Origin of the sequence: Sphingobium boeckii (assembly GCF_014199215.1) — a bacterium.
GTDB classification, from domain to species: Bacteria; Pseudomonadota; Alphaproteobacteria; order Sphingomonadales; family Sphingomonadaceae; genus Sphingobium_A; species Sphingobium_A boeckii.
Genome location: NZ_JACIJC010000003.1, coordinates 316,481 through 329,475 on the forward strand (window position 1 = coordinate 316,481; position 12,995 = coordinate 329,475).

General features: G+C 63.0%; 10 protein-coding genes. 3 read left to right on the forward strand and 7 right to left on the reverse strand.

Annotation, left to right across the window (positions count from 1 at the left end; all coding sequences use genetic code 11):
- Complete coding sequence (locus FHS49_RS09945; protein ID WP_184017948.1) at positions 1–783, reverse strand: cyclase family protein; 783 nt, start codon at positions 781–783, stop codon at positions 1–3.
- 100 nt (positions 784–883) lie between these two features.
- Here FHS49_RS09945 and FHS49_RS09950 point away from each other — a divergent pair, with 100 nt between their 5' ends.
- Positions 884–1,348 carry a MarR family winged helix-turn-helix transcriptional regulator gene (locus FHS49_RS09950; protein ID WP_184017950.1) on the forward strand — a complete coding sequence of 155 codons (465 nt, stop codon included), beginning with the start codon at positions 884–886 and terminating at the stop codon, positions 1,346–1,348.
- A gap of 58 nt (positions 1,349–1,406) precedes the next feature.
- Here FHS49_RS09950 and FHS49_RS09955 read toward each other — a convergent pair whose 3' ends face one another.
- The 6 genes from FHS49_RS09955 to FHS49_RS09980 all read right to left on the reverse strand — a co-directional run bounded on the left by FHS49_RS09955 (position 1,407) and on the right by FHS49_RS09980 (position 9,809).
- Entirely contained in the window at positions 1,407–3,779 is a 2,373-nt protein-coding gene (locus tag FHS49_RS09955; RefSeq protein WP_184017952.1) for a TonB-dependent receptor, read from the reverse strand.
- Positions 3,780–3,907: 128 nt separating this feature from the next.
- Positions 3,908–4,231 carry a hypothetical protein gene (locus tag FHS49_RS09960; RefSeq protein WP_184017954.1) on the reverse strand — a complete coding sequence of 108 codons (324 nt, stop codon included), beginning with the start codon at positions 4,229–4,231 and terminating at the stop codon, positions 3,908–3,910.
- Positions 4,224–7,043, reverse strand: coding sequence for a 2Fe-2S iron-sulfur cluster-binding protein (locus FHS49_RS09965; protein WP_343052954.1), 2,820 nt, complete (start codon positions 7,041–7,043; stop codon positions 4,224–4,226). Before FHS49_RS09965 ends, FHS49_RS09960 begins: the two co-directional genes overlap by 8 nt.
- Positions 7,040–7,318: a sarcosine oxidase subunit delta gene (locus FHS49_RS09970; protein WP_184017958.1), complete on the reverse strand. Its 279-nt coding sequence runs from the start codon at positions 7,316–7,318 to the stop codon at positions 7,040–7,042. Before FHS49_RS09970 ends, FHS49_RS09965 begins: the two co-directional genes overlap by 4 nt.
- A gap of 1 nt (position 7,319) precedes the next feature.
- Positions 7,320–8,579 (reverse strand): sarcosine oxidase subunit beta family protein, encoded by a 1,260-nt coding sequence (locus FHS49_RS09975; protein WP_184017960.1) that lies wholly within the window; start codon positions 8,577–8,579, stop codon positions 7,320–7,322.
- 105 nt (positions 8,580–8,684) lie between these two features.
- Positions 8,685–9,809, reverse strand: a complete 1,125-nt coding sequence (locus FHS49_RS09980; RefSeq protein ID WP_221240463.1) for an aromatic ring-hydroxylating oxygenase subunit alpha — start codon at positions 9,807–9,809, stop codon at positions 8,685–8,687.
- Positions 9,810–9,912: 103 nt separating this feature from the next.
- Here FHS49_RS09980 and FHS49_RS09985 point away from each other — a divergent pair, with 103 nt between their 5' ends.
- Both FHS49_RS09985 and FHS49_RS09990 read left to right on the forward strand, forming a co-directional pair.
- On the forward strand, positions 9,913–11,532 hold the full coding sequence (locus FHS49_RS09985) for a phytoene desaturase family protein (RefSeq protein ID WP_184017962.1): 1,620 nt from the start codon (positions 9,913–9,915) through the stop codon (positions 11,530–11,532).
- Between the two features lie 2 nt (positions 11,533–11,534).
- Entirely contained in the window at positions 11,535–12,956 is a 1,422-nt protein-coding gene (locus tag FHS49_RS09990; protein ID WP_184017964.1) for an APC family permease, read from the forward strand.
- Positions 12,957–12,995: the final 39 nt, after the last annotated feature.

The following is a 12,995-nucleotide window of genomic DNA, read 5'->3' on the forward strand; positions in this document are numbered from 1 at the left end:
TTATCCTTCGACGAGGGCCAGAACGCGCAAGGGACTGCCCGAACCGTCCTTGATCTTGAGCGGCGGCGCGATCACCACCGCGCCGGTCGCTGGCAATTTGTCCAGATTCTCCAGACACTGAAGACCATAGCGCCCCGCGCCGTGAAACAGCGTGTGCGCGGGATAGGGTGGCGTCAGCAGATGCGCCTGCCCCGCATCGGTGCCGATCGTCTCGACGCCGAATCCCAGCACATCGCGCTCGTTGACGAGCAGGTTCACCGCGGCCGTGGACGGTCCGGGCGTATGCGCGCCATCATCGCGGCGGTTGGTATAGGCGTCCACGTCGCGCTTGGACCAATCGGTGCGGAACAGCACCCAGCTTCCCGCCGGGATCCGGCCATGTTCGGCCTCCCAGGCTTCGATATGCGCCACTTCCAGCAGAAAATCCGGATCGGCCGCGGCTTCCTTCGAGAAATCGAGCACCACGGCGGGCGCGATCAGATCCTGCGCTGGCACCATGTCCACGGTGTTGTCGGGCAGATCCTTGCCGCTGATCCAGTGCACGGGCGCATCGAAATGCGTGCCGGTATGCTCGCTCACCGTGAAATCGCTCCAATACCAGGCGACGCCGCGCTCATCATAACGCGAGATTTCCTTGCGCGAGAACGCCGCGCACTGGCCGAATTCCGGTGGCAGCACCAATACGGGCGTGTCTTCGGACAGGGTCTGTGTGAGGTCGATCACCTGGATGCTGCCCGTGGCGATGCCGACGGCAAAATTCTTGAGTGCTTGAGCGCTGGACACGGAACCCTCCTCTGGACCATTCGAACAGCGAAGGTGACTCGATTAACTTGCATGTGCAAGTAAAATCTGCTGACTTTGCGGCCATGGGAGGAGATTGCGAATGAGCGAGGATTTGCGGCCGCTGGGCGATCCGGGATCGGACGCCTTCAGGGTCGACGCTTATCCCTTCTATCTGCTCAATCGCGCGGTCGGCCGGTATAATGTGGTCATTGAAACCGAATTGCGCGCCATCGGCATTGATATCCCCACTTGGCGGGTGCTGATGATCCTGGGCGAGCAATGCCCGCTCCCCATCGCGCAGGTCGCGCGGCTGGCGGTGATCAACATTTCCACGATGGTGCGCATCGTTGAACGCATGGCCAAGGCCGGTCTCATCACCACAGCACCCAGTCAGCAGGACGGCCGGGCGACCGATCTGCATCTGACCGACAAGGGAACGCAAACGCTGACCGCGGCGCGCGCGAAAACGGCCCCCTTATATCGCAAGCTCATCCGCGGCATCTCGGCCGAAGATTTCTCGAAGCTGCTCAGCCTGCTCGATCTGCTTCACGACAATCTGGAATAGCGATCGGGTGTCGGGCGACCGCGCTCACCTGCGCCGCCGCCCGATCCGTCACCGGCCTTCAGAAACGATGGCCGAACTTGATCCCGAACATTTGCGGTTTCACCGGATAGGCCCGCGCATAGACGCCGCAATAGGCCGGCGCGCAGGAACTGTTGCGGCTGAGCTGACCGCGCTTGTCGAACGCATTCTGGATGAACAACTCCACCGTCATGTTCGAAAATGCGGTTCCTGCCGAAAAATCGAAGGTGGTGAAGGGATCGGTATAGCCCACCACCGCCACTTCCTGATCAAGCAGAAAGCTCCGCGTGCCGCTTTGATGCAGCACGGATCCCTGCACGAAGCTTTTGCCGATGCCGGTATCGAAATTGTAGCGCGCGGTGGCGATGCCCTTGAGCCTGGGCTGGACGGGCAGCCGCGTGCCCGAAGGCGTGCACGCGATATTGCCGGAGAAATCCTCCTCGCAAAAAGGCGAGGTCGTCTTGGCATGAAGATAGGTGCCGGATGCAGACACCTCCAGCCCGTTGGAGCGCCACAATATGTCCGCCTCGACACCCTTCACTTCGGAGCCGCCGACATTGGAGATGCTCGTGACGCCATTGTCGCCCGGCCGCGCGAGGCCAAACTGCATGTCATCCCATTTCTCATAGAAAAATGCGCCGTTGAAGCGGAGCCGTCCCCCCGCCCAGCTCGTCTTCCAGCCCACTTCGTAATTGCTGATCGTATCGGATTTATAGGGCGCATAAGCAGGATTGCGATTGACGCCACCGGGGCGGTAGCCCGTGGAATATGTGGCGTAGATCATGCGATCGTCATCCACCTTCCAGGTGAGACTGACCTTGTGGGTCTCCCCCGATTCAACGATCTTGCCATCCACATTGATACATGGCTTGCTGGTATCCGTCGTGGGCAGGCACGCTGCGGTGATCGCGCTGTTATAGCCGGAAAAGCCGAAGAGCGTGTTGTTCACGATGAAGCCGCGAATGCCCGCGGTCAGCGTGAAGGCCGGGCTGATATCGAAGCTCGCCTCGCCGAACATCGCATAATCCCGGTCAACGCGGTCCATCGCCTTGAGATAGAGCGAATCCCCGAAACCCGGAATCGGTGCCAGATTGGGCAGCCCCGCCCGCGGCACGGATCCCACGCCCGGCACTTCATAGGAGCCGCCGATATCATTGGTCTGCCGCTGGAAGAACAGACCGGCGGTCATCCGGAAGCGATCGTCGCCCGGCGAGCTGACCCGCAATTCCTGCGTATGTTTGGTATATTTGTAATCGAGCACCTGGCTCTGCGTGGGATCGAGGAAACCGCCCGCGCCATCCGGAAAATTGGTGTAATAATAGCCGGGATAATCATAGGCGACGGTATAATAAGAGTAATCCGCCTGATTATCGATCTTGCGCTCGAAATAGCCGCCCGAATAGACCAGGTCCCAATTGCCGATCTTGCCCTCGATCGTCAGCGCGGCCTGATACCAGCGGTCCAAATTCTCGGATTTGGTGAAATCATGTACCTCAAGATCGCCCGCGCGCGGATCGTAGAGGAACGATCCCTGGCTCTTCTGGCGCTGGTAGACGACGCTCGGCGTCGCGGTCCATTCATCGTCCAGATCGATGCGCAGCGCGGCGCGCCCGCCATAGCTATCGACCTGGTTGAAATTCTTTTCCACCAGATCCGCATTGTTCACGGTCAGGTTCGTATCATCGTCCAGATCGCCCAACGTGAAGGTGCGTTCGCCCAGCGTGTTATCGATATAGCCGCCGTCGCGCCGATAATAGCCCACCACGCGCAACGCCGCCCGTTCGGACAAGGGGATATTCAGAAAGCCTTCGGCGCTGCCGCCAAAATCGCCTTTGCCGAATTTGTTGAGCTGAAGATCATAGCCGCCTTCGAACTTGCTCGAATCCGGCTTGTTGGTGATGATCCGCAGCGTGCCGGAAAGCGAACTCGCGCCAAACAGCGTGCCCTGCGGGCCGGACAGCGCCTCGACGCGGGCGATGTCGTAGATATGCAGATCGACCGCGCCGCCGATCGTGGTGACCGGGGTTTCATCGAGATACAGGCCCGTGGCGGGCAATGACCCTGCATCGAGTCCATCGCCGCCGCTGGAAATGCCACGAAAGAAAAGCTGCGACTGGCCGGGGCCGAAGGACTGGAAGCTGACGCTGGGGAGCAGCTTGGCATAATCGTCGAAGGACGACACCTGCTGCTGATCCAGCGTTTCCCCGCCCAGGGCCTGAATGCTGATCGGCACATCCTGCAGGCTTTCGTTGCGCCGCGTGGCGGTCACGATGATTTCGGTGCCCGCGCCGTCTTCGGCGGGGAGGCTCTGGGCGACGGCGGGCAAAGCCGCCAGGATCGCGGTCGATGCGAAAAGCGTGGCCGTCATCGCGCGGCGTGCGCTGATCCCGGCGTGCGTGTGGCGTCGTTCCATAGTTCAAGCCCCCTTTCGGCTGATGGAAGAGCCGTCCGGAGTTTCCCCCCGTGACGTTCGATGAAGCTCACCTTTTGTTAGACACTTGTCAAGCGCGTCCGCTCAAGCCATTTGCAAGCCAAGGCTTTTCAAGCCGCAGCCTCGATCTTTGCCTTTTCCACGAGCCAGCACCAGAGGTAATCCGCGCTGAACCGCTCGACCTGGATCCGCGCGTCCTCACCCGCCATCCGTCGCCATGCGATCTCCACGCGGAGCGCCGCGAGCCTGGTGAACAGACGGCCCGCATCGCTGCCCGCAATCCCGCTTATCCCGAGTAGATCGAGCGTGCCTGCGCCCGTGACGTGGATGCACACATGCCCGCAATCCGCGCCGGACGGCCCGGCGCTCATGGCAATTGCACCCGCCTCCAGCGTTCGTCCCTCGAGCGGTGGACGAGCGACAAGTTCAGCCATTGAGCCGCTCTCCCCTGGGATCATAAACGCCGGGATCGGCCACGGTGGCGGGCCAGCTTCGCCCTTCGGACCATGCGGTGACCACGCTCCCCATCAGCGCCCGGCCACCGTCCAGCAAGGCCAGCGAAAGACCGCGCTCCAGCATCGGACTGAACCCGCTGCTGGTGACGATCCCGCGGCTGGGATGCGGATCGCCGCCGATGATATGCGCGCCGATCGGCAGCACCACCGCGGGGTCCACCGGCTGGAGGCCCACCAGTTGCGCCCTACCCGGCGCGGATGCGGATGGATGGAGCAGCGAGCGCTTGCCCAGAAAATCGCCCGCCTTGCGCGCAATGCCCTTGCCCCAGCCAATATCGGCAGGCTGGGTGCGGCTGTCCGTATCCGATCCGATGTGGATATAGCCCTTCTCCAGCCGCAGCAGATCGAGCGCCTCCAGCCCGAACGGGATGATACCCTCCGCCGCGCCGCAGGTCATCAGATGCGTGGCCAGGCTTTCGGCATAATCCGCGGCTACCGCAATCTCGAAGCTCAATTCCCCGGTGAAGCTCACCCGCTGGATGCGCGCCACGACTCCCGCGATCCGGCCGCTGCGAATCTGGTTATGCGGAAAGGCTTCGCGTGACAGATCCACATCGCAATCGGCGTTTTCCAGCACAATGCGCGCGCGCGGCCCCGCCACGGTCAACACCGCCCAGCGCGCGGTCTGCTCCGCGATGCTGAGAGCGAGCGGCCATTCGCATTGATGCCATTCATCCAGCCAGCGATAGACGCGTTCGGCATGGCTGGTGCTCGCGGTCATCAGGAAATGATCCTCGCCCAGCCGCGCGATCACGCCATCGTCCATCAGCGTGCCGAGTTCATTGCACAGCAGATTGTAGCGCACTGCGCCCAGCTTGATCGTGCTGGGGGATCCGACCGACATCAGATCGAGGAAACGGCCGGCATCGCGCCCCCTGATCTCGATCGACCCCAGCGAAGAGCTGTCGAACAACCCGACCCGGCCGCGCACCGCCAGCGCCTCTCGATGCGCTGCCTCGGCCATCGTCTCGTCCCCCTCGGGATAATGCGAGGGCCGCAGCCAGCCATAATCCTCGAACACCGCATTCTGCGCCACATGCCAGTGATGCGCGGGCAGATGTTTCCAGGGATGAAAGAACGGGCCGAGCAGCCGGTCCGCCGCCACAGCGCCAAAGGCGACCGGCGCGAAGGGCGGGCGGAATTTCGTGGTGCCCAGCGCCCCCGGCGCGAGCCCCTGCAAGGCCGCCAGCACGGCCACGCCGTTAACCGCGCCGAGCTTGCCCTGATCGGTGCCCATGCCCCACACGGTGTAGCGTTTCACATGCTCCACGGACCGGTAATTCTCGTCCGTCGCCTGACGGAGATCGTCCACCGTCACATCGGTCTGCATGTCCACGAACGCTTTCGCGCCCGGCGGCGGCAGATGCAGCGGCGCGCGGACGGCCGCGGCGATTTCCGGCACCTCCCGGTCTTCGCCAGTCGCCGCCCAATGCCCCGCAGCCGCGCCATCCGCGATGCAATCCGCATGATCGAAGATGCCCCGCGCCGCGCCGCAGGATCGTGCGTTCTGCACAGAGCGATCCGGCACGAACGCGCCGATCCGGTCTTCGAACCGCAAGGTGCCGCCCGATTGCGTGAAAAGCTGCACCGCCGGGCTCCAGCCGCCGGACATGCCGATCAGATCGCAGACGATGCGGATGCGCTGGCCCGTGGCCTGATCGATCAGTTCCGCGCCGGAGACCACCTTGCGCCCGATCGCGCGCGTCACGCTGTGGTTCGGATAAATGGCGATTCCCAGTGCATCGGCCGCCGCGGCGATCGGGCCGGGCTCCGGACGCGCATCGACGATGCCGACCACATCGAGCCCCGCGCGCCGGGCGGCGATGGCCACGTCATAACCTTGATCATCCACCACCGCGAACAGCGGTCTCCGCCCCGCCGCTACGCCATGCCGCTCCAGATAGTGAAGGATCGAACCGGCCAGCATCACACCGGGCCGGTCATTGCAGCCAAACAGCAAAGGCCGTTCGAACGCCCCGCCGGCGATTAACACGCGTTTTGCCCGGATCTTCCAAAAACGCTGGCGCACCACCGGGCCATCGATCTCTTCAACAGCGGTGACCAGATTGTGATCATGATAGCCGCTCGCCGTCGTCCGGGTGAGAATGCGCAGATTGGGCAGCGGCTCCATCGCCACATGGTCGTCTGCCTCCACCAGCGTGACCTGAACGCCCCCCCCCGCGGCGGCGCGCGCCGCCGCCATGCCCGCTGGACCACCGCCAATCACCAGCACGTCGCACGCATGGCTGCGCGCTGCATATCGATCGGGATCGGGCAAGGTGGGCGCGCGGCCCAGCCCCGCCAGTCTGCGGATGATCGGTTCGAACAGATGCCAGCTCGGCCAGATAAAGGTCTTGTAATAGAATCCCGCAGACAGCAGTCGCGAAAAGCGGTCGTTCAGTCCGCCCAGATCGAAACCGACCGAGGGCCAGCAATTGACGCTCGACGCCGCAAGCCCTTCGCGCAAAGGCACCCGCGTCGCAACCGCATTGGGCACCGTGTGCGCGCCCGTGCCCAATTGGACCAGTGCGTTGGTCTCGGCAAAGCCGCTGCCGATGATCCCGCGAGGCCGGTGATATTTGAAGCTCCGCCCGACCACGACCACGCCATTGGCGATTAGCGCGGCCGCCAGCGTGTCACCCGCCCGCCCGCGATAATCGCTGCCGTTGAAGCGGAAGCCGATTTCAGCGGCGGCGGCGCGCGGATGGTCTTTCAGCCGAAAACCGCTCACGCAGGAAAATCCGGTTTGGCGTCGATCGGGTATGTCAGCGCGATCGCATGGTCCGCAGTGCTGCGAATGGCATGGAACCAGCGCCGGCATCCAAAGGCGTGCAGCCAGCGCTCCCTTAAATGTCCCTTCGGATTATCGTGGAAAAACAGATAGGCCGCCCAATCCGCATCGCCGACGGCCTCGGGCGGCACAGGACGATCCACATGGCCTTCGCCACCGTTCACGAACTCGGTTTCGTCGCGCGGACCACAATAAGGGCATGGGACGCTCAGCATATCAATGCTCGATCCCCGCGGCGGCGGCTTCATCCACCAGCGCGAGATCGCGGAAACGATCGAGAGAAAATGCGGTGATCAGCGGATGCGGCGTGCCGGTGGCGATGGTGTGGGCAAAGGTTTCTCCGCCCGCCGGGATCGCCTTGAACCCGCCGCCGCCCCAGCCGCAATTGAGATAAAGGCCGGGCACGGGGCTGAGCCCCAACACCGGCGAACTGTCATGCGCATAATCGACGATGCCCGCCCATTGCCGCAGCATCTTCACCCGGCTGAACGACGGAATGAATTCGACCAAAGCGGCGGAGACCGCCTCGGCGGTCGGGATATTGCCACGCTGGGCGTAAGAGGCATAGGCATCGGCATTGCCGCCGATCACCAGCCCGCCCTTGTCCGACTGGCTGACATAGACGCCGAGCAGCGCCGAAGACGCCACCACATCGAGCACGGGCTTCAAGGGTTCGGACACGAAAGCCTGCAGCGCATAGCTTCTGAGCGGCAGGCGGAACCCCGCCATATCCGCCAGCATCGTCGAATGCCCCGCCACCGCGACACCGAGTTTGCCGCAGCCGATCGCGCCCCGCGTCGTCTGCACGCCGGTCACCGCGCCGGATGCCGGATCGCGATCGATCCCGGTCACACCGCAATTCTGGATGATATCCACACCCACCCGGTCCGCCGCGCGCGCATAGCCCCATACCACCGCATCATGCCGCACCGTGCCCGCGCGCCGCTGCAGCATCCCGCCCAGGATCGGATAGCGCGCCTCGGGTCCGAAATTCATGATCGGGCAGAGTTTGCGCGCCTGATCCGGCGTCACCATCTCCATATCGATGCCATTCAGCGCCATGCCATTGACCAGCCGGCGCTGGAAATCCACCTCGCCGCGGCTGTGCGCCACAGTCAGCATCCCGCGCTGGCTGAACATGATGTTGAAATTCAGCTCGCGGCTCAATTTCTCGTAAAGCGATACCGAGTGATTGAAGAAGGCCGCACTCTGCGGATAATAATAATCCGAGCGGACGATCGTCGTGTTGCGCCCCGTATTGCCGCCGCCGATCCAGCCTTTTTCCAATACGGCAACATTGGTCATCCCGTGCGTCTTTGCCAGATGATAGGCAGTCGCCAGCCCATGCCCGCCGCCGCCCACGATTACGGCATCATAATGCGCCCTGGGTTCGGGCGAGCGCCAGGCCTGGTCCCAATTGCGGTTTCCGCCCAGCGCGCCGCGCAGCAGGGCGAGCGCCGAATAATTGCGGCTCATATGACCATCATCCGTTCGTCCCGAGCGCAGTCGAGGGACGTGGTGCAGGTGACAGAGGTGTCTCGACTGCGCTCGACACAAACGGGATTATTACTGCATTGCCGCTCATATCTGGCGATCGGCGACGTAACGGCGGATATCGAGGCTATAATCCTCCATCGGCGAATAATAGCCATAATCATGCACCCGCGCGGCCATCCCGCGCTGGACCCGCTCACACACCGCCCAATCCTGCCGATTGACCAGATCCCAGAAATCCACGGCGTCCGCATGATCGAAGCCGGGCTTCGCCATCTCATCCTTGTGAAACAGGAAGCGGCATTCCACCCGCGTGCGATCGACCGCTTCGGGCCAAAGCAGGAAGGCGGCTGCGTGATCGCTCGATACGCTGAGCATCAGATTGGGATAAATCAATTCGCCCTTGTGGCGGACCTTCTCCTCTTCGGAGAGGCCAGGAAACGCGTTCCGGCTGGTGGTGCCGGTCATCGTATAGGTGGTGGCGCCCTCGCGATGGGGGATGCCTTGCTCCCAATCGAGATGGATGCCCCCATCCTTGCGAAACTCCGGCACGATCTCGCACAATTCGGGATGCACCGGGCCGCAATGATAGCATTCATTGTAATTTTCGAGGATCAGCTTCCAATTGGCCTGGACCTCATAGTGGATCACATGCGCCACGCGCAGATCCGCAAGCGGATAGTTGCCCAGCCTGCGCGGTGCCTCCCCCAGCACGCCCGCGAAACCCGGTGCGTTTTCGAGCGTGAGGCTGAGAAAGACGAACCCGCCCCATTCGCGCACGCCCACGGGATACAGGCTGAAATCCTTCTTGTCGAAATCCGCTTCAGTCGCGAGATTCGGCGCGGCCAGCAGCGTGCCGTCCAGGCCGTAAGCCCAACCATGATAGGGGCATCGGATCACCCCGCCGATCACCCCCCCGTGAAGCTCCAAACCCCATTTCGCATCATTGGTGGAATCGCAAATGCGCGCGCCGCGGTGGCGGCAAACATTGTAATGCGCGCGCAACTCCCCCGCTTTGGTCCGCACGAGCAGGATATTCTCACCCGCCACATCCAGCACCAGATGATCGCCGGGTTCCACCACATCCTCGGCGCGCCCAACGCAAAGCCATTCGCGGGTGAGGATCGTGTCCTTGTCCGATTGCCAGGCCTCCGCAGTCAGATACGCACTGCTGGGCAGCGATCTTTGCATGGCTCCGGCGATCTCGGTCATTGGCCACCTCTTTATTAGACAGTTGCCTCATAACTTGATTCGTGTCACTCGTGAAGCGCAAACATCATCGGCGCACAGATGCCGCGAGGGAAGGGCAGGCGATTTGACCGGGAATTCCGATGGCGCACAGACTTATGATGCGATCGTGATCGGCGCGGGGCATAATGGCCTCACCGCGGCCGCTTATCTGGGCAAGGCGGGCCTCAAGGTTCTAGTGGTCGAACGGCGCGATATCATCGGCGGTGCGTGCGTCACCGAAGAGGTGATCCCCGGCCACCGCGTGTCCTTCACCTCCTATTTCGCATCCATGCTGATGCCCACGGTGATCCGCGATCTCGATCTGGCGCGGCAGGGTTTGCGGATGGTCTCCAGCGATCCGCTCCTCACCGTCTCGGTCGGCGGAGGCCGGATCATCCGCTGGTGGGCCGATGGCGCACGCACGGCGGAGGAAATCCGCCAATATTCAGAAAAAGACGCGGTGGCTTTCCTCCGCATCGATCGCGAGTTGAAGGCGCTGGCCGCCTATCTCCAGCCCTTTTTCCTCGAACCGCCACCCAATCTGGCCGCGCGCGGCTTGGACAGGATCCGGGAAGGCGCGCGCCTGTTCAAGCGCTTCCGCAAGATGAAGGGGCGCGAGATTGCGCAGCTCATCACCTTCCTCACCGGCAGTCTGGGCGAATATCTTGATCGTCATTTCGAGAGTGCCGAGGTCAAGCGCATGTTCCTGGCGAACAATGTATATGGCAAGCATGGCGGACCGTATGAGCCCGGCTCCGCCGTCGGTCTGCTGTTTCACCTGCTCTCGGGCGGGGATGATGCGGTTCAGGGTTTTGCCGGCCATGTGATCGGCGGCATGGGATCGATCACCCAGGCCATCGCCGCCACGGCCCGCGAACATGGTGTTGAAATCCGCACGAACGCGCCCGTAGCGTCGATCACGATCGAAGGCGGCCGCGCGACCGGCGTGGTTCTGGTAGACGGAATCCGGATCGATGCAGGCACGATCCTTTCCAACGCCGATCCCAAGCGCACATTCCTAGGCCTGATCGATCCGGCCGCGCTGCCCGAGGATTTCCGTCAGGATATCGCGGCGATCAAGATGGCCGGCCCCTCGGCCAAGCTCAATCTGGCCCTGAAGGGCGAACCGACCGTCATCGGCCGCGCAGCGGATGCGGATGCGCGCGAACGCTCCTTGCTTTCGATCGCGCCGACGCTCGAAGGCGCGCAGCGCTGCGCCGATATCGCGCGCATGGGGGAAATCCCCGACGAACTGTGGATCGATTGCGTCATTCCCAGCCTGGTCGACGATACGCTCTGCCCGCCGGGCAAGCATATGATGACCTGCTTCATCCAATATGTACCGTTTGATCTGCGCGAAGGCACATGGGACGAGAAGCGCGAGGACTTTGCGGATTCGATCGTCCGCCAGATCGCGCGGCACATGCCCGATCTGCCTGATCTGATCGAGGGCCGCGTGGTCCTCACCCCGCTCGATCTGGAGCGGACCTATGGGCTGACCGAGGGCAATATCTTCCACGGCGATCTCAATCTGGGCCAGCTTTTTTCGATGCGGCCGACGCCGGGATGGTCGCAATATCGCACCCCGGTGAAAGGCCTGTATTTATGCGGCGCAGGCGCGCATCCTGGCGGCGGGGTCACCGGAGCGCCGGGGCATAACGCCGCCTCCCAGGTGTTGCGCGATCGCAAAAAGGGGAAAGCCTGATCATGAGCGACACCGCCGAACCCCAACATCCAGCGCGTGTGATGGGGTTCGCCGATGTCGCGATGCTCTATATCGTCACCGGGGTGAGCCTGCGCTGGATCGCGACCGCCGCCGCCGCCGGGCCGGGATCGGTGATCATCTGGATCGGCGCGTTCCTGCTCTTCTATGTGCCCTTTGCGATGGCGGTATTGGAACTGTCATCGCGCCATCCGGACGAAGGCGGGCTTTATGCGTGGACGCGGCGGGCCTTTGGCGACTTTCCCGGCTTCATCGCGGGCTGGTGCTACTGGACGAGCAACCTGCCCTATTTCCCCGCGGTCTTCTATTTCGCGGCCAGCAACGCGCTTTATGTCGGTGGAGACACCGCCATGGGGCTCAGCCAGTCGCCGGCTTATTTCATGTGGTTCGCCCTGCTCTCGCTGGCATTGATCGCCTTGCTCAACATCGTCGGGCTGAAGCACGCGCGCTGGCTGCATAATATCGGTGCCTATGGCATGTGGGTGCCGGTCGCCGTCGTGATCGTGATGGGGATCGTCTCGTGGAGCCGCTATGGATCGGCCACCGAATTCTCGTTCGCCACGATGGTCCCCAGCTTCGAATTCAAGGACATGATCTTCTGGGCCTCGCTCGCCTTCGCCTTTTCGGGCTGCGAAACCGCATCCTTCATGAGCGGCGAGATCAGGGACGCCCGGCGGACGATCCCGCGCGCCTTGGTCTTCGCCGGGATCGTGGTCGCATCATGCTATATTCTCGGCACGATCGCGGTGCTGGTCGCGATGCCGCAGGATCAGGTGGATAGCCTCGCCGGGCTGATGCAGGCGATCACGACCACCGCGACCAAGCTGGATTGGTTGTGGATCGTCCCCGTGGTCGCATTGCTAATCACGCTCGGCAATCTGGGCGCGGCCGGCGGGTTCCTGGCCGCCACATCGCGCATCCCCTTTGCCGTCGGAATAGACCGGATGCTGCCCCCCGCCTTCGGCAAGCTCCATCCCCGCTTCGGCACGCCGCATGTGGCGATCATCGTGCAGACCGCGCTGGGCGCCGTGTTCGTCTTCCTCGGCCAGGCCGGCACCAGTGTGAAGGGTGCCTATGACGTGCTGGTGAGCATGGGGATCATCACATCCTTCATCCCCTTCGTGTTCGTCTTCCTGTCGCTCATCAAATTGCAGGGCGAACCCGCCGCGGCGGACGTGATCCGCGTGCCGGGCGGTCGCAGGGTGGCCATAGTGCTCGGCTGCATCGGGCTGACGACCACCCTGTGCGCGATCGGGCTGGCGGTGATGCCCGCGGCGGACGAACTCAATAAGCCGCTGGCCGTCATCAAGATCGTGGGCTTGACCATGATGCTGATCGGCATCGGCTGGGCGATTTACGCGCTTTCGAAACGCCGGGCCGCGCAGGCCGCGCCCGCTCTGGGCTGAACGCCCTTGTCCATCGACCTCGCCATTGCGATATCCGCC